The following is a 16,535-nucleotide window of genomic DNA, read 5'->3' as shown; positions in this document are numbered from 1 at the left end:
CACGGCGGGGAGGGGCCCGCACCGTCCCTCCCCGCCCGTGACACCACGGCCCGGCCGGCGCCCAGCGTCGGCCGGGCCGCCGTCATTGGGCTGGCCCAGCTCGATGTGGCAGACTCGCGGCTCGGCACGTCTCGATCTCGATGGCACCGGCGACGGAGGTGGTCATGCGCCCGACCCACCGCAGGCTGGCGGCAACCGCCGCCGGGCTGGTGCTGCTGCCGGTCGCCCTGGTCGGCTGCGGGATCGGCGGTGGCGACACCAAGGACGAGCCCACGCCCAAGCCGGCGCGGGCCCCCGCCGAGGAGGCCGCCGCCCGCTCCCGTGAGCGCGTGCAGGCGTACCTCGACGCGATGACCGCGAAGGACGTCGCCGCCGGCCGCAGCCAGCTCTGCGCACTCCTGCACGACGGCTTCGACCTGGGTGCCACCGGGCCCAACGGTGACTTCGCCGACCACTTCCAGGTGCCGGAGGCGGCCATCACGGACATTCGGCCCGGTCCGCTCGGGCAGGAGGTCAGCGTCTCGGTCTCGGTCACCGCCGGCAGGCGCACCGTCACCCGGCCGCTGGTGTTCACCGTGACCCGCGACGGCAGCGACTGGTGCATCGCCGGAGAGGCGCCCACCGGCCCGCCGGGCGCCGAAGCGCCGCCGGCCGGCGTCGCCCCCACCCCCGCTTCCTGACCGCGCCGGGCGGGTTGATCTCCCATCTGCCGGAACCGTCCCCCTCGCCGCCCGGTCACCCCGACGGTCGCCGTACGCTTTCTGTCATGCGCCATGAGTGGCATCAGCTGAGCCATCCCGCGGTGAGCAGCCCGGGCCTGCAGACCAGCCGACCGACCGTCGACTCCGCCGAGGACGCCGCGCTCGGGCTGGACCGATGGCGGGAGCTGCCCCGCGAGCAGGTCCCACCGTGGTCCGACCCGGCCGCCGTCGCGGCGGTCTGCAAGGTCCTCGACACCGTGCCGTCGGTCGTCGCGCCCTACGAGGTGGACCAGCTCCGGCAGAAGCTCGCCCTGGTCTGCGAGGGCAAGGCGTTCCTGCTCCAGGGCGGTGACTGCGCCGAGACGTTCGTCGACAACACCGAGAGCCACCTGCTGGCCAACGCCCGCACCCTGCTCCAGATGGCGATCGTGCTCACCTACGGCGCGTCCCTGCCGGTGGTCAAGGTCGCCCGGGTGGCCGGGCAGTACACCAAGCCCCGCTCGCTGCCCACCGATGCGCGCGGCCTGCCCGCGTACCGCGGCGACATGATCAATTCGCTGGAGGCCGACCCGGCCGCCCGGGTGGCCGACCCGCAGCGCATGATCCGGGCGTACGCCAACTCGGCGGCGGCGATGAACATGCTCCGGGCGTACCTCGCCGGCGGGCTCGCCGACCTGCACGCGGTGCACGACTGGAACAAGGGCTTCGTGAAGAACTCCCCGGCGGGGGAGCGCTACGAGGCGATCGCTCGGGAGATCGACCGGGCGCTGGCGTTCATCCGGGCCTGCGGGATGACCGACGACGAGGCGCTGCGTACGGTCACGCTCTACTGCTCCCACGAGGCCCTGGCCCTGGAGTACGACCGGGCGCTCACCCGGGTCTCCGACCGCCGGGCGTACGGGCTCTCCGGGCACTTCCTCTGGATCGGCGAGCGCACCCGGCAGATCAGTGGCGCGCACATCGACTTCATCTCCCGCATCGCCAACCCGATCGGCGTCAAGCTCGGCCCGACCACGTCCCCGGACGAGGCGATCGAGCTGTGCGAGAAGCTCAACCCGGACAACATCCCCGGCCGGCTCACCCTGATCAGCCGGATGGGCAACCACCGGGTACGCGACGCCCTCCCGCCGATCGTCGCCAAGGTCACCGCCGCCGGCGCCAAGGTGGTCTGGCAGTGCGACCCGATGCACGGCAACACGCACGAGTCGTCCAACGGCTACAAGACCCGGCACTTCGACCGCATCGTCGACGAGGTGCTCGGCTACTTCGAGGTGCACCGGGGGCTGGACACCCACCCCGGGGGGCTGCACGTCGAGCTGACCGGTGAGGACGTCACCGAGTGCCTCGGCGGCGCCCAGGGCATCGAGGACCTTGACCTGCCCGACCGGTACGAGACCGCCTGCGACCCGCGACTGAACACCCAGCAGTCGTTGGAGTTGGCCTTCCTCGTAGCGGAGATGCTCCGTGGCTGAGCCTGCGAGCCCCGCAGTCGGCAGCCGAAAGGATGATCATGGCTGATCTGTTCGTGGACCTGCGTTCCGACACGGTGACCCGGCCCACCGCCGGGATGCGGGAGGCGATGGCCACCGCCGAGGTCGGTGACGACGTCTACGGCGAGGATCCGACCGTCAACGCGCTGGAGGCCGAGGTCGCCGCGCTGTTCGGGCACGAGGCGGCGCTGTTCGCCCCGAGCGGGTCGATGGCCAACCAGATCGCCCTGCAACTGTTGGTGTCGCCCGGCGACGAGCTGCTCTGCGACGCGGACGCGCACGTGGTCACGTACGAGATCGGCGCCGCGGCCGCGTACGGCGGGATCTCCTCGCGGACCTGGCCTGCGGTGGGCGCGGACATCGACCCGGAGGTGGTGGCCGGGATGATCCGGCCGGACGGCTACTTCGCCGTTCCGACCCGCGCGATCGCCGTCGAGCAGACCCACAACCGGGGCGGTGGCGGCGTGATTCCGCTGGCCACCCTGCGGGATCTGCGGGGGGTCGCCGACGACGCGGGTGTCGCGCTGCACTGCGACGGCGCCCGGATCTGGCACGCGCACGTCGCGGACGGGGTGCCCCTGATCGAGTACGGCCGGCTCTTCGACACGCTGTCGGTGTGCCTCTCCAAGGGCCTCGGCGCGCCGGTCGGCTCGCTGGTGGTGGGCAGCGCGGACAAGATCGAGCGAGCTCGGATGATCCGTAAGCGGATGGGCGGCGGCATGCGTCAGGCCGGCATCCTCGCCGCGGCCGGCCGGTACGCGCTCGCGCACCACGTCAACCGGCTGGCCGACGACCACGCGAAGGCGGCCCGGCTGGCCGAGGCGGTCGCGCCGTTCGGCGTGCTGGCCACCACGGTCCGCACCAACCTGGTCGCGCTGGATCTCACCAAGCACACCCTGGACGCGCGGGCCCTGGCCGCTGCCGCACGGGCCGAGGGCGTACTCATCTCGGTGCTCGGCCCCCGCACCGCCCGCCTGGTCACCCACCTGGGCCTCGACGACGCGGCCATCGACCGCGCGGTCGCGGCTCTGCCCCGCATCCTCGCCGCGTCCTGACCTCCGGCCGGCGCCCTTCCACGAACCGGTGATCAAGAGGTTCGCGTCAGAGTCCGGCCTCCGGATGACGCAAACCTCTTGATCACCGAGGTGGGGCAGGGGTGGGGCAGAGGTCAGGGGGTCGGGGTCAGCCGGGTCAGGGTTGTTATGTCGGCGGCGTGGCCGATCTGCTTCTCGCTCGGGGTCTCCACGACGAAGGGGACGCCGGCGGTGGCGGGGTGGGTCATCAGCTCGGCGAAGGCGGGCTCGCCGATGGTGCCCTTGCCGATGTTCTCGTGCCGGTCCCGGGTGGAGCCGCACAGATCCTTCGAGTCGTTGGCGTGGACCAGCCGCAGCCGGTCCGCACCGACCGTGGCCACCAGCGTGTCCAGGGTCGCCGTCATGCCGCCCTCGACCGCCAGGTCGTGACCGGCCGCCCAGGCGTGGCAGGTGTCGAAGCAGACCCCGAGCATGGGGTGCCGGTCCACCGCGTCGAGGTAGGGCCCGAGCTGCTCCACCCGGGAGGCCAGTGACCGGCCACCACCCGCGCTCGGCTCGACCAGCAGCATCGGCCCGCCGGCGTCGGCGGCCCAGTCGAGCAGCGGCAGCAACTCCTCGCGGACCTGTCGCATCGCCGCCTCGGCGTACCCCTCGTCCACCGAACTGCCAGCGTGGAACACTACCGCCTGAGCACCGATCGCCACACCCCGACGCAACGCGTGCGCCAGCGTCTGTGCCGACTTCTCGACGGTGCCCGGGGTGGGGGAGCCGATGTTGACCAGCAGCGAGGCGTGGATGAACGCCGCAATGCCCCGCTCGGCGCAGCCGTCGCGGAACAGGGCGTCCTGCACGGGGTCACCGTTGGGCAGCGCCCAACCCCGCGAGTTGGAGACGTAGACCTGCACCACCTGGGCGCCCGTCGCGTCGGCGTACGGCAGGGCGGCCTTGGCCAGCCCACCCGAGGTCGGAGTGTGTGCGCCCACCGGACGCGAGGTGACCGCCGGCATCAGAAGCACGTGAGGGTGACCGGGGTGCCCGGCGGCACCTGCGAATTCTCGCCCGGGACCTGGATCCGGACCACGGCGTTCGGGTTGACCACGACGGTCACCGGGAAGCCCTGGCTCTCCAACGCCTGCTTGGCCTGCTGACACGGCAGGTCGATCACCCGGGGCACGACGATCGCCGCCGGGCCCTTGCTGACGTCCAGCTTGACCTGGGTGCCCTTCTCCACGCCGGCGCCGTCGGCGGGGCTCTGGCCGAGGATCTCGTCCCGGGGCTTGTCGGAGTCCTTGTAGGTCTCCACCAGCACCAGGTTGAGCTGGGCCAGGGTTGTCCGGGCCTCGGCCAGGCTCTTTCCGACCAGGTTCGGCACCGACACCGGCGCCCTGCCCCGGCTCAGAATGAGGGTGATCTTCGCGCCGGGTTTGACCTCGCTGCCCACCTTGGGGGAGGTGTCGAGCACGACCCCGGCCGGCAGGCTGTCGTCGTAGCGGGAGGCGCCCTTGGCCACCACCAGCTTCACGTTGACCAGGTCTGCCTCGGCAAGATCGAACTCCTTGCCGATCACGTCCGGCACGGGGAAACGCTCCGGGCCGAGGGAGAGGGTCAGGGTGATCGCGCCACCCTTGACGATCCTGGTGGCGGACGCGGGGCTCTGCTCCAGCACGCTGTCCTTCGGGGCCTGCTCGTCGAAGCGCGGCTCACCGTACTTCAGGGTGAGCCCGGCACGGTCGGCCTGCGCCTGTGCCTCGGCCTTGCTCAAGCTCACCAGCTGCGGGGCATCCGTGTAACGACCGACACCGAACCACCAACCACCGATGGCGGCCACCAGGCCCAGCGTCACCACCACGGCCGCGACGGCCAGCCGGCCGCGTGGGCTCGCCATCAGAGTGCTGCGCAGCGCTGCGAGTCGGGACCCCAGGCTGTCCGCGGGCTCCGGAGCGGCCCGACGTCGACCCGGCCCCTGGCTGCTGGCACCCTCGGGCAACCGCGCCCAGGACGGGCGGTCGGAAGGGCGGACCGTCGCGACCACCATGGTCGGTTGAGAGAGTGGCTCGCCGCTCACCGGGCGGAGCACGGCGGTGTGGCTGTTGGCGTCGCCCAGGCGATCCCGGGCAGCCTGCACCTCGGTCAGCAGCGCGCCGGCGTCGGCGGGCCGCGCGTCGGGATCGCGCCGAGTCGCCCGCTGCACCAGGTCGTCGAGGACCGACGGCAGGCCGGGCACCAGCGTCGATGGTGCCGGCACGTCCCGGTCGACGTGCTGCCAGGCGACGTCCACCGGGCGGTCCCCGTCGTAGGGCACGCGGCCGGTGAGCATCTCGAACAGCACGATTCCGGCCGAGTAGACGTCGGTGCGTGGATCGGCACGGCCCTCGGTGACCAGCTCCGGGGCGACGTACGCCACGGTGGCCATCAGCTGGTTGCCCTGCTCCTCGTCGGCGCTCGCCTCGACCGCCCGGGCGAGCCCGAAGTCCGCCACCTTGACGACGCTGTCGACCAGGTTGGCGACGCCGCCGGTGGGTGCCTCGGCGACCAGCACGTTCTCCGGCTTGACGTCGCGGTGCACCAGACCGGACCGGTGCGCGGCGGCGATCGCGGCGAGCATCTGCTCGACGATGGCCAGCGCCTCGTCCGGGTTGAGCCGGCGACGCTCGGCCAGCACGTCGCGCAGCGTGCGACCGCGGACGTACTCCATCACCAGGTACGGCAGACCGGCGTGGGTGCCCTGGTCGTAGACCGCCACCACGTTCGGGTGGGTCAGCCGGGCGATGGTCTTCGCCTCGTCGGTGAACCGGGCCACGAAGTTGGCGATCCGGGCTCTGGCCTCGGGCGCCTGGGTCGGGTGAATGATCTTGACAGCGACGGTGCGCTCGAGGCGCTCGTCGGTGGCGGTGTACACGGTCGCCATGCCACCACGGGCCACGCGACCGCGAATGCGGTAGCGCCCGTCGATCAGCGAGCCCAGCAACGTGTCGGCGACCTGAGTGTCCATCGGCAGGGAGTCTATGTGTCCAGGGGGTGAAGGATGAACAGGATGCTACAGCCGTACGCCGAACTGGAACGTCCCGCCGCGCTCGCCGCCCTCACCCGCTGGTCAGCGACGCGTACGAGACCGGGCGCCGATCGGTCGTCCGGGGTGCCGTTGGCTCGTCGTGGCGACGGCGTGGCAGGGTGGTCGGGTGACCGAACCCGTACCCGACCAGGCCGTCCCCGGCCCGGAGCTCGCCGGACCCACCGACCCGGCCGGTTGGCTGACCCTGCCCGACGTCGCCGAGCGCCTCGACGTGTCGATCAGCAAGGTGCACCAGATGATCCGTGACCGGGAGTTGCTGGCGGTCCGCCGCGACGGCGTCCGCCGGATCCCGGCGGACCTGGTGGCCAACGAGACAGTGCTCAAGCACCTGCCCGGCGTGCTCAACCTGCTCTCCGACAACGGCTACGACGACGAGGCCGCCCTGCGCTGGCTCTACGAGCCGGACGACACCCTCCCCGGCGCCACCGCCGCAGCCGCCCTGTCGGGCGACCAGGCCCGCGAGGTGAAGCGCAGAGCCCAAGCCCAAGCCTTCTAACCCCTCCCCGGCCCCACCCCCCGGGTCCACCCCGTCGATCATGAAGTTAGCGGCGCGACACGCCGTCGCGAACGCCGCCAACTTCATGATCGACCGGGGGAGAGGGGCCGGGGGAGAGGGGCCGGGGGAGAGGGGCCGGGGGCGGGGAGGGTGGGTTAGTCGGCTCGGCGGGTTGCGGCTATGGCCAGGTCCACCAGGGCTTGGCGGGCCTCGGTGTCGAGGTCGACGGCGGTCAGGGCGGCCAGCGCGGCGTCGGTGAGCGTGACGATCCGCTGCTCGGTGCGGGCGAGCGCCCCGCTCGCGGTGATCAGCTCGCGCAGCCGGGCCACCCCCTGCTCGTCCAGCTCCGGGTCGCCGAGCCGGCTGAGCAGCAGCTCGCGGCCCGCGTCGTCGGTGGCCTCCCCAGCCGCCGCCACGAGGAAGGTGCGCTTGCCCTCCCGCAGGTCGTCCCCGGCCGGCTTGCCGGTCAGCGCCGGGTCGCCGAAGACCCCCAGCACGTCGTCGCGGAGCTGGAACGCCTCGCCCAGCGGCAGCCCGTACGCCGAGTAGGCCGTCCGCACGTCGGCCGTCGCGTCGGCCAGCGCGGCGCCGAGCAGCAGCGGACGCTCGACCGTGTACTTCGCCGACTTGTACCGGGCGACCTTGCTGGCGCGTTCCACCGAGGTGTCGCCGGTGGCCTGCGTCAACACGTCGAGGTACTGCCCGACGGTGACCTCGGTGCGCATCTCGTCGAAGACCGGCCGAGCCCGGGCCAACGCCCGGAGATCCAGGCCCGAGGAGTGCAGCAGCTCGTCGGACCAGACCAGGCAGAGATCGCCGAGCAGGAGGGCCGCGGCGTCGCCGAAGCCGTCCGGGTCGCCGCCCCAGCCGGACTGCCGGTGTCGCGCCGCGAACCGCCGGTGCACCGCGGGCTCGCCGCGGCGAGTGTCGGAGCGATCCATCAGGTCGTCGTGGATCAGGGCGCTGGCCTGGACGAACTCCAGCGCGGCCAGGGCGGCGAGCACCTGGTCGCCGTCCACCCCGCCGGCGCCCCGGAACCCCCAGTACGCGAAGGCCGGCCGCAGTCGCTTGCCGCCGCCGAGCACGAAAGCCTCGATCGCCTCGGCCACCGGGACGAGGGCGTCATCCACGGCGGCGAGCCGGACCCGTTGACCGGCGAGGAATTCGGTGAGGGCCTTGTCGACGCGCTGGCGCAGGCCGGCGCGGTCGACGGGAGAAACGGGAGCAGCGTGGGTCACTCCCCGACGCTAGCGGGTCGCCCTGACCCGCGCTCTCCCACCACGCGTAGTCCCGCCGGTGCGGCCCGGACCGGTGTGCCCCGCCGGTGGCGCGCCGGCCCGCCCGGTGCGGCCCGGACCGGCTGCTCCTGTCGAGCCGGCCCGACGGGTGGCTGCGGCGGCCTCGGCGAGCGTCACCAGCGGCACGTCCAGGACGACGGCGAGCCAGCCGAGCCAGAAACCGCCGGGCACGCGGCGCTGTCGTTCCCAGCGGGACACCTCATGCCGGCTCAGCGTCGGCACCCCGGAGGCGGCACACAACTCGGCGGCGGCGTGCTGCTGGCTCCAGCCGCGGGCCAGCCGGCAGCGGGCCAGCAGCGGCCCGAGCTGCGCGGGGCGCGGCGCTGCGGGTGGGGTCACGGGTCCTCCTGGCGGGCGTCGGTGTGGTGACGACCCGCCCTGCCGACTGGCCGGGACCGGCGTCACCGCTCGGTTGCTGACCCCCGCGCGGGACCCCGGAGCCGCCCCCGCCGCCCCTCCCACGCCACCCATTCCTACCCCGGGGGTACGACACCCGCGCGCCACCGGGCCGGGACGCGCGGGGGACACGGGTCACCGGGTGGGAAGCGCCTGGGTCGCGGTGGCGTCGCCAGCTAGAGTCGGGTCGTGGCGCTCGGTCTTCCTTCGGTCCTCCCCAATCCGCAACCGGCGATCGGGGAGCTCATCCGTGAGCGCCAGCCGACCTTCTCGTTCGAGTTCTTCCCGCCCAAGACCGAGGCCGGGGAGCGGCTGCTCTGGCAGGCCATCCGCGAGCTGGAGTCACTGCGCCCGTCGTTCGTGTCGATCACGTACGGCGCGGGCGGGTCGACCCGGGACACCACGGTGGCGGTGACCGAACGGATCGCCACCGACACCACACTGCTGCCGATGGCCCACCTGACCGCGGTCGACCACTCCGTCGCCGAGCTGCGGCACGTGATCGGCCGGCTCGCCGGGGTGGGGGTGCGCAACGTTCTGGCGGTCCGCGGCGACCCGCCGGGCAACCCGGGCGGTGAGTGGATCCGCCACCCGGAGGGTGTGGACTACGCCGAGGACCTGGTCCGCCTGGTGCGCGATGCCGGCGACTTCAGCGTCGGCGTGGCCGCCTTCCCGTACAAGCATCCCCGCTCGCCCGACGTGGCCAGCGACACCGCGCAGTTCGTCCGCAAGTGCCGTGCCGGCGCGGAGTTCGCGATCACGCAGATGTTCTTCGACGCCGACGACTACCTGCGGCTGCGTGACCGGGTGGCCGCCGCCGGCTGCGACACCCCGATCCTGGCCGGGGTGATGCCGGTGACCCAGATCGGCACCATCGAGCGGTCCGTGCAGTTGTCCGGCGCGCCCTTCCCGCCGGCGCTGGCGGCCCGCTTCGAGCGTGTCGCCGACGACCCGGAGGCCGTCCGCCGGCTCGGCGTCGAGCAGGCCAGCGAGATGTGCCGCCGACTGCTGGACGAGGGTGTGCCCGGGATCCACTTCATCACCCTCAACCGGTCCACGGCCACGCGCGAGGTCTGGCAGAACCTGAAGGCCGGCGCGCGGGTGTGAACGTTGCTTCTGCGACACCTGATGCCCGGCACGACGGTTGATCCGTGGTGGGCACACAGCTGAACTGGGATCAGTACGCCACGGCGTGGGCGCGGTTGCACGGCGGGTTCGACCCTCGGGTCGCGGCCCCGGTGGTCCGCGCCTGGCTGCGATTCGCGTACCACGTCGGCTATGTGCTGGGCCGGCTGCGGGTCAGCCCGACCGCGGTCACAGTGGCCGGGGTGCTGCTCTGCTTCTGCGTACCGTTGCTGGTGACCCGCCCGGGCGACGGGCTCTTCCTGGGCGCGTTGTTCGTGCTGCTCGCCGCCGTGGCGGACAGCGTGGACGGTGCGGTGGCGGTCGCCACCGGCCGCACCACCCGGCTCGGCTACGTCTACGACTCGGTCGCCGACCGGCTCGGTGAGGTGGCGTGGTTGCTGGCGTTCTGGCTGGTCGGCGCGCCGGGCGCGCTGGTCGTCGCGGGTGGCGCGCTGTCCTGGCTGCACGAGTACGTCCGAGCCCGGGCGGTCGCCGCCGGCATGCGCGACATCGGCGCGGTCACCGTGGGCGAACGTCCCACCCGGGTCTCGGTGGCGCTGGCCGGGCTGCTCGTCGCCGGGCTGGCCGGGCTGATCGAGCCGGAGCTGGCCGCCGGCACCATCACCATGGCGACCGCGGTGTGGGTGCTGCTGGCCGGGTTCGGCCTCGGGCAACTGCTCTCCACCATCCGCCGCGCGCTGCTCGATGCCGGCTGAGCCCCGGAGCGTGCCGCCCCGCGCCTACCAGGCCGGGCCGATCTCGTCGGCGACGATCTGCGCGGAGAGGGTCACCATCGGCAGCCCGCCGCCCGGGTGGGTGGAGCCGCCCACCAGCCACAACCCGTTGGCCGGGCCCCGGTTGGCGGGGCGGAGCAGCCCGCCGGCGGTGCCGTAGATCGAGCCACCCGGCGCGCCGGTCGCCGCGTCCAGGTCGGCCGGGGTGCGGACCTCGCGGAACAGCAGCCGGTCGCGCACGTCCATGCCGCGCCGCGCCAGCACGTCCAGGACCCGATCGGCGTACGCGTCGGCCAGCCCCGGCCGTCGCCAGTCGACCGCGCCCGCCGCGGTGCCCTGCCGAGGGGCGTTGACCAGCACGAACCACGCCTCGTGTCCGGCTGGGCGGACCATCGGGTCGTCGGCCACGGTGACGAACACCGTCGGGTCGGCCGCCGGCCGGGCCCGTACGCCGCGCCCGGGGTCGCCGAAGATCGCGTCGAACTCCGCGTCGTAGTCGCGCGGAAAGAAGACATTGTGGTGGGCCAGCCCGGTGCTGCCGGAGACGCCGAGCAGCAGCACGAAGCCGGCGAGGCTGCGGTCGGTCAGCCCGGCCAGCCGACGCGGGTGCGGCAGCAGGTCACGGTAGACGGTGAGAGCGTCCACGTTGGCCACCACCACGTCGGCGGGCACCGGCGCGGTGACACCGGCGAGGCGTACCCCGTGCACCCGGCCACCGGTGGCGTCGATCCGGGTGACCGTGGCGTCGGTCTGCACGACCACGCCGAGGTCCAGGCAGCGGGTGAGCAGCGCGTCGGCGAGCGTGCCCAGCCCACCGCGCAGGTACCAGCCACCGAAGGCCAGCTCGGCGTACGGGACCGCGACCAGCGCCGCCGGCGCCCGACGCGGGTCGGCACCGGTGTAGGTGGCGTACCGGTCCAGCATCATCCGCAGCCGTGGGTCGGACAGGTGCCGGCGGCCCAGGCCACGCAGGGTGCGGCCCGGGGCGATGGCGGCCAGGTCACCGACCCGCCAGGCCAGCGACGCGAGGTCGCGGGGGGAGTCGACGGTACGGCGCAGGATGTCCCGCGAGGAGGCGTTCCACACCCGCGCGGCCCGACGCCACAGCCGCTGCCAGTCGGCCGCCGCCCGGTCGCCGAAGGCGGCACCGATCCGGGTGGCGAACTCCACCGGGTCGGCGCACGAGTCCAGTGCCGGGCCGTCGGCGGGGAAGACGTGCCGGACGATCGGGTCCAGCGGAACCAGGTCCAGGTATTCGTCGAGCTTCGCCCCGGTCGCCTCGAACAGGTCGTGGAAGACCTCGGGCAGGGTGAGCAGGCTCGGCCCGGTGTCGAAGTGGAACGACCCGGCCGGGGTGTCGTGCGCGTACCGGCCGAGCTTGCCGCCGACCGTGTCGGCCCGTTCGAAGACGGTCACCTGGTGCCCGGTGGCGGCCAGCCGGGCGGCGGTGGCGAGGCCACCCACCCCGGCGCCGACGACCACGATCCGCGCCATTCCGCGTCCTCCTAGCTGACCGGGCGACCCCGCCAGGTCAGGCGGCGTCGCTTTCGCAGATGGTACGACCGCAGGGTCAGCCAACCGAGGACCACGACCGACACGGGGTGTGCGAGCGCGTCGGGCCACCACCGGCCCCCGGTCGCCCGGGCGGTGAGCACCCGCCCGGCCACGCCCAGCAGGTATGCGATGAGCGCAACCATTGACACCCGGGGAGCTGTCGAGGCGAACCCCAGCGCGATCAGCGGCGGTGCGGTGTAGAGCAGCAGCAGCGACGCCACCACGGCCGCAGCCGCTCCCGGGTGCCCGAACGACGCCCAGAGCGACTTCGAGTACCCGTCGCGTAGCTGCGGCCAGTCGTCGTACATCCGGCAGGTGGCCAGCCGGGAGCCGTCGGCCAGGGCGATGCGCCCACCGGCCCGCTTGACCGCCCGGGCCAGCTCGACGTCCTCCAGGATCTTGTCGGCGACCGCGACGTGCCCGCCGGCGGCGGTGTAGCCGGCCCGGTCCAGCACCAGGAACTGGCCGCCCGCCGCGGCCAGCGACGGCCGCGACGAGCGCTCCATCGCACGCAGCGGCAGGAACGTCAGCCAGAGCCACTGCAGCAGCGGCTGCACCAGCCGGTCGGCCGCCGTCGCCACCACGATCCGGGGGTACGGCGACAGCAGCGTCGCGCGGGCGGCGCGCAGCTCGGTGACGGCCGCGGCCACGGCGTGCGGGGCGAGCACCACGTCAGCGTCGACGAAGACCAGCGCGGTGGCGTCCGGGTCGGCCCGGGTGGCCAGTTGCCAGCAGGCGTGCGGCTTGCCCAGCCAGCCCGGCGGTGGGGCGACCCCGGTGAGCAGCGTCACCCGGGGGTCGTCGCCGGCCACCGCGCGGACCACGTCGGCGGTGCCGTCGGTGGACCCGTCGTCGAGGACCACGACGCGCAGCCCGGGCACGCCGCGTTGGGCGAGCAGGGCGCGCAGGCAGGGCGTGACCCGGTTGGCCTCGTCGCGCAGCGGCAGCAGCACGGCGACCCGCTCATCGACCTCGTCGGGCCGGTCGGTGGGCCGGCGCAGCCAGCGGGTGGCGTTGAGCCAGGTGTGCCCGGTCAACGCGGCGATGGCGATGACCAGGGCGAGCAGGACGCTCATCGGGTCGCGTCGACGCCGGGCCGGTGCGGCTGGTGGTCCTCCCGGCGGGTGTCGTGAGCCCGCCGGGCACGCAGCACTGTCACCGCCAGCGGTACGGCGGTCACCGACATGCCGGCGGCACCCCAGAGCGCCGAGGCGGGCAGGTCGAGGAAGACGGCGTGGGCCAGGATGCTGGAGAAGTACGTCCACAGGTAGAGCGCGACCATCGGATGGTCCCGCCGATCGGTGTGCTCGGCGGCCGGCCCGGCCAGCGGGCGCAGCGCGCTCATCATCAGCACCGCGAAGAGCAGCCAGCCGAGGTAGTTGCTGACCGGGATGCCGGGCAGACCGGGCAACGCCGGGGTGGCGTCCCGCCAGACCCAGTAGCCCTCGGCCACCATCTGCGGGTCGAGGAAGAGGTCCCAGGCGGCCAGCCCCACGGTGGCCAGCGCGATCCGCCCCACCCATCGACCCAGCGTCGGCCCGCTGCCGCCGGCCGTCGTGGCCCCGCCGCCGGTCAGCCGGACCGCCGCCAGCCAGGCCGGCCAGGCCATCCAGGTCCAGGCCAGCGGAATGATCAGCGGAACTCCGGCCAGTTTGGGGCCCAGCTCGCCGGAGTAGTCGTAGCTGCCGAACGGCACCCCGGTGGCCACCCCGATCGCCTCGATCGCGAACCCGCCGCCGGTGGCCACCGCGACCAGCGCCGCCGCCACCCGAGGGCCCCGGCTGAGCAGCGCGTGGCCGACCGAGAGCAGCCACCCGAGCACGACGGTGGCCACGGTGAGCCCGGCCCTGGTGGCGCCGGTGGTGAGCGGGTAGCAGATCTGGGCGAGCACCAGGATGGCGAGCAGCGCCCAGGAGATCCGTCGGGTCATGACGCCGGTGGTTCGAGGGGCAGGTCCCGACCGAGTACGCCGAACGGCCGCTCGTCGCCGGGGAAGTGGAAGTTGCGCAGCACGTCGACGAAACCGAAGCGCCGGTACAACCGCCAGGCCCGTGAGGTCTGCTCGTCGGCCTCCGGGGTGGACAGCAGCGTGGTGTCACCCTCGGCCATGCCGAGCAGCGCGCGCAGCTGGCCGGCGCCCAGACCGTGCCCCTGCGCCGGTGGCCGGACGTGCAGCTCGACCACCTCGAAGCAGTGGGTGAGCCAGCGCTGGCGGGTCGGGGCGTCCAGTGCCCGGTGCACCTGGTCGTGCCACCACTGACCGGAGGCGCCCAGGTAGCCGTAACCGAAGCCGGCGAGGTGACCCTCGCTGGTCAGGCTGGCGACCGCTCGGAAACCCGGCCGGCGGACGTGGGTGGCGATGTAACCGCGCCGGGCCTCCAGCAGGTCGGTGCGGTATCCCATCGCCTCGCCGTAGACGGTCACCACGTCGTCCAGCCGCCGGACGAGATCGTCCGGCGTCCAGCGCACCAACCTCATGCCCGTCCACCCTTCACTGTTTCCGGGCCACCGTCGGCGACCCATCCGAGCACCGACCGGTCGCCGACCACGTCGCGCACCTCGAACCGGGCGAACAACTCCTCGGCGTACCAGCCCTCGGTGGGGGTTCGCATGATCGCCGCCCGGTGCTCCGGGTGACGGTACGCGAACGCCACCAGGTCCGTCGGGTCGCGCCACACGCTCACCGTGCCCTGCCAACCCAGCGGCGCCTCCCCGACCCCGAACCGGGCCAACAGCCCGGGCGCGTCACGCAGGGCGGCAGCCACCGGGGGGATCGCCCGCCAGAAGGTGGCTGCCCGGCGGGCCCGCAGCCGAGCCCGGGTCAGCGCCAGCACCGGGCCGGTGACCCGACCACCCGGCGGGTCACCGAACGGCCGCTGGCCGGACCACTCGCCTCGGCTGGTCAGCGGGCGCAGGTCGACCCGGGCGGAGGCGTGGGCGATGCGCGCCCAGGCCCGCCCTACCGCCGAGTCGTCGAAGCCGGCCGCCGCTGCGGGAGAGTCCCAGACGGTCAGCGCCGCCCACCGGGTCAGGTCGGCGTCCCCCGGCCCGAAACCGGTGCCGGTCCCGGTGCCCAGCAGCTTGCCGAACCGGGCGCCCGGGAGGGCGCGCAACCGGCGTGGGTCCACCGCCATCCGGGTCAGCGCCCGGGGCAGCGCGGCGCGGGAGGTCCGCCACACATGCAGCGTGACGAGCTCCGGTACGGCGTTCACGCCACCTCGGCCGGGCTGCCGCCGGTGACCCGCAGCAGCTCGGTGTAGGTGGTCGGGAAGACCGCCTGCGGTACGCCACCCGCGGCCCAGATCTCGGGGTACGCCGTCAGCGCCGTGTCCACCAGGGTGCGCAGCGGGTGCGGGTGCCCGAGCGGGGCGACACCGCCGATCGGCTGCCCGGTGTGCGTCCGGACGAACTCCGGGGTGGCGCGGCGCAACCGGGTGACGCCGAGCGACGCCGCCAGGCTGGCGGTGTCGACCCGGTGCGCGCCGGAGGTGAGCACGAGCAGCGGCGCGTCGTCCGCGTCGAAGATCAGTGAGTTGGCGATCTGGCCTACCTCGACGCCGAGCGCCTCGGCGGCCGCCGAGGCGGTGTGCACCGCGTCGGGAAGCAGACGGACCGTGCTGGGCTCACCGGTGCCGTCGAGCGCGCCGACGGCGGTGAGCGCGTCCTGCACCGCTCGTACGTTCGGGTGTGGCTGCATGTCGCCATTCTTCCCGGTTCGGTCGGGGTCGGTTCACCCTGGTTCGCTCGGCCGGCACGCCTGGCGCGTCACACGTTGCATTTTCGTCGGAGGGGAGGTGTACTGTCAGGAGCAGTTAGAACGAGTGTTCGATTGCCTCGAACGCCCGTTCCAACCAGCCGGAGCGCGGCGTTTCGCGGCGCCAGCTCCGGGCGGTGTGGCTCCGCGGGCCGCACCTGGGTTTCCGGGCAGTCGCGAGCCTGGTCCCGACAGGCAGGATCGTCGCCCGCCGCCCACGACCCCCGGGCGGCGGGCGACGAACCCGCCGGTACGCCGGCCGGGTGTGGTGTGGGGAAGCATCCACACCCGGCCGGCCACACCCGGTGCGTCTTCCTCCGCACCACTCGACCTCGGCGTCTCGTCGGCGGCACCAGCGCGCCGGGGCGACGCCTCGGCCATGTGGAGGAGACATCCATGCCGACCAACTCGGCTCAGGCACCGACGGTGCCGGCGCACGTGCTGCCGCACCGCACCCCCGCCCAGCTGCTCACGTTGGCCCGGCGCGGGCTGGTCGAGGCCGGCCAGACCCGACCTGACGGTCTGCGTTACGCGGCTGCCCACCTGGCGGCGCTGCGCGCGGCGGCCGCCCTACTCGCCGCGCGTGCCCGACCCGCGCCGAGTCGACGCAACCGGATCACCAGCGTCTGGGTCCTCCTCTGCGCCGTCGCTCCGGAGCTCGACGAGTGGTCCCGGTTCTTCGCCGCCGGCGCCAGCAAGCGCGCCGCCGCCGAGGCCGGCATCCCCCGGGTGGTCAGCGCCCGGGAGGCCGACGATCTGCTCCGTGCTGTCGAACAGTTCGTCACGGTGGTGGAGACCGCACTCGGCGTGGCCCACCAGCCGGCCCTGGACGGCCTCGCCGCCTGATCCCGCCGTGCCACCGGCCGCCCCGCGGGGGGAG

The 16,535-nt window shown here is 73.7% G+C and carries 17 protein-coding genes; 7 read left to right on the top strand and 10 right to left on the bottom strand.

The window, feature by feature from the left end:
• The first annotated feature begins 164 nt into the window (after nt 1-164).
• The 3 genes from HNR22_RS10725 (at nt 165) to HNR22_RS10715 (ending at nt 3,246) form a co-directional block, all read left to right on the top strand.
• On the top strand, nt 165-680 hold the full coding sequence (locus HNR22_RS10725) for a nuclear transport factor 2 family protein (protein ID WP_179780238.1): 516 nt from the start codon (nt 165-167) through the stop codon (nt 678-680).
• 86 nt (nt 681-766) lie between these two features.
• Nucleotides 767-2,173, top strand: coding sequence for a class II 3-deoxy-7-phosphoheptulonate synthase (locus HNR22_RS10720; RefSeq protein WP_124853452.1), 1,407 nt, complete (start codon nt 767-769; stop codon nt 2,171-2,173).
• Between the two features lie 38 nt (nt 2,174-2,211).
• Nucleotides 2,212-3,246, top strand: a complete 1,035-nt coding sequence (locus tag HNR22_RS10715; protein ID WP_179780237.1) for a threonine aldolase family protein — start codon at nt 2,212-2,214, stop codon at nt 3,244-3,246.
• Between the two features lie 113 nt (nt 3,247-3,359).
• On the opposite strand, the gene HNR22_RS10710 is transcribed toward HNR22_RS10715, so the two are convergent.
• Nucleotides 3,360-4,232 (bottom strand): deoxyribonuclease IV, encoded by an 873-nt coding sequence (locus HNR22_RS10710; protein ID WP_179780236.1) that lies wholly within the window; start codon nt 4,230-4,232, stop codon nt 3,360-3,362.
• The gene (gene pknB / locus HNR22_RS10705; RefSeq protein ID WP_179780235.1) at nt 4,232-6,217 is read right to left on the bottom strand and encodes a Stk1 family PASTA domain-containing Ser/Thr kinase; all 1,986 of its coding nucleotides are present in this window, start codon (nt 6,215-6,217) and stop codon (nt 4,232-4,234) included. Before pknB ends, HNR22_RS10710 begins: the two co-directional genes overlap by 1 nt.
• A gap of 187 nt (nt 6,218-6,404) precedes the next feature.
• On the opposite strand from pknB, the gene HNR22_RS10700 reads away from it, so the two are divergent.
• On the top strand, nt 6,405-6,794 hold the full coding sequence (locus HNR22_RS10700; RefSeq protein ID WP_179780234.1) for an Rv2175c family DNA-binding protein: 390 nt from the start codon (nt 6,405-6,407) through the stop codon (nt 6,792-6,794).
• 155 nt (nt 6,795-6,949) lie between these two features.
• Here HNR22_RS10700 and HNR22_RS10695 read toward each other — a convergent pair whose 3' ends face one another.
• Nucleotides 6,950-8,032, bottom strand: a complete 1,083-nt coding sequence (locus HNR22_RS10695) for a polyprenyl synthetase family protein (RefSeq protein WP_179780233.1) — start codon at nt 8,030-8,032, stop codon at nt 6,950-6,952.
• Nucleotides 8,033-8,041: 9 nt separating this feature from the next.
• Nucleotides 8,042-8,431: a helix-turn-helix domain-containing protein gene (locus HNR22_RS10690; protein WP_343059772.1), complete on the bottom strand. Its 390-nt coding sequence runs from the start codon at nt 8,429-8,431 to the stop codon at nt 8,042-8,044.
• 246 nt (nt 8,432-8,677) lie between these two features.
• Here HNR22_RS10690 and metF point away from each other — a divergent pair, with 246 nt between their 5' ends.
• Nucleotides 8,678-9,595: a methylenetetrahydrofolate reductase [NAD(P)H] gene (gene metF, locus HNR22_RS10685; RefSeq protein WP_179780231.1), complete on the top strand. Its 918-nt coding sequence runs from the start codon at nt 8,678-8,680 to the stop codon at nt 9,593-9,595.
• Between the two features lie 44 nt (nt 9,596-9,639).
• A complete protein-coding gene (locus tag HNR22_RS10680) occupies nt 9,640-10,329 on the top strand; it encodes a CDP-alcohol phosphatidyltransferase family protein (protein WP_179780230.1) in 690 nt (229 codons plus the stop codon).
• A 24-nt stretch (nt 10,330-10,353) separates the two neighbouring features.
• On the opposite strand, the gene HNR22_RS10675 is transcribed toward HNR22_RS10680, so the two are convergent.
• Genes HNR22_RS10675 through HNR22_RS10650 form a run of 6 tightly spaced genes read right to left on the bottom strand, consistent with a single transcriptional unit; the run spans nt 10,354 to nt 15,598 of the window.
• Nucleotides 10,354-11,841, bottom strand: coding sequence for a phytoene desaturase family protein (locus HNR22_RS10675; protein ID WP_179780229.1), 1,488 nt, complete (start codon nt 11,839-11,841; stop codon nt 10,354-10,356).
• 11 nt (nt 11,842-11,852) lie between these two features.
• On the bottom strand, nt 11,853-12,977 hold the full coding sequence (locus HNR22_RS10670) for a glycosyltransferase family 2 protein (RefSeq protein WP_179780228.1): 1,125 nt from the start codon (nt 12,975-12,977) through the stop codon (nt 11,853-11,855).
• Complete coding sequence (locus tag HNR22_RS10665; RefSeq protein WP_179780227.1) at nt 12,974-13,831, bottom strand: carotenoid biosynthesis protein; 858 nt, start codon at nt 13,829-13,831, stop codon at nt 12,974-12,976. Before HNR22_RS10665 ends, HNR22_RS10670 begins: the two co-directional genes overlap by 4 nt.
• Nucleotides 13,828-14,379: a GNAT family N-acetyltransferase gene (locus HNR22_RS10660; RefSeq protein ID WP_088949403.1), complete on the bottom strand. Its 552-nt coding sequence runs from the start codon at nt 14,377-14,379 to the stop codon at nt 13,828-13,830. Before HNR22_RS10660 ends, HNR22_RS10665 begins: the two co-directional genes overlap by 4 nt.
• Nucleotides 14,376-15,113 (bottom strand): monooxygenase, encoded by a 738-nt coding sequence (locus tag HNR22_RS10655; protein ID WP_179780226.1) that lies wholly within the window; start codon nt 15,111-15,113, stop codon nt 14,376-14,378. Before HNR22_RS10655 ends, HNR22_RS10660 begins: the two co-directional genes overlap by 4 nt.
• A complete protein-coding gene (locus HNR22_RS10650; protein ID WP_179780225.1) occupies nt 15,110-15,598 on the bottom strand; it encodes a YbaK/EbsC family protein in 489 nt (162 codons plus the stop codon). Before HNR22_RS10650 ends, HNR22_RS10655 begins: the two co-directional genes overlap by 4 nt.
• A 453-nt stretch (nt 15,599-16,051) precedes the next feature.
• Here HNR22_RS10650 and HNR22_RS10645 point away from each other — a divergent pair, with 453 nt between their 5' ends.
• Nucleotides 16,052-16,501: an SAV_6107 family HEPN domain-containing protein gene (locus tag HNR22_RS10645; protein ID WP_179780224.1), complete on the top strand. Its 450-nt coding sequence runs from the start codon at nt 16,052-16,054 to the stop codon at nt 16,499-16,501.
• Nucleotides 16,502-16,535: the final 34 nt, after the last annotated feature.

Origin of the sequence: Micromonospora jinlongensis, assembly GCF_013410645.1 — a bacterium.
In the GTDB taxonomy this organism is placed as follows: Bacteria; Actinomycetota; Actinomycetes; order Mycobacteriales; family Micromonosporaceae; genus Micromonospora; species Micromonospora zamorensis.
The sequence above is the reverse complement of the archived record's forward strand: the minus strand, read 5'-3'. Positions and strand labels throughout refer to the sequence as shown.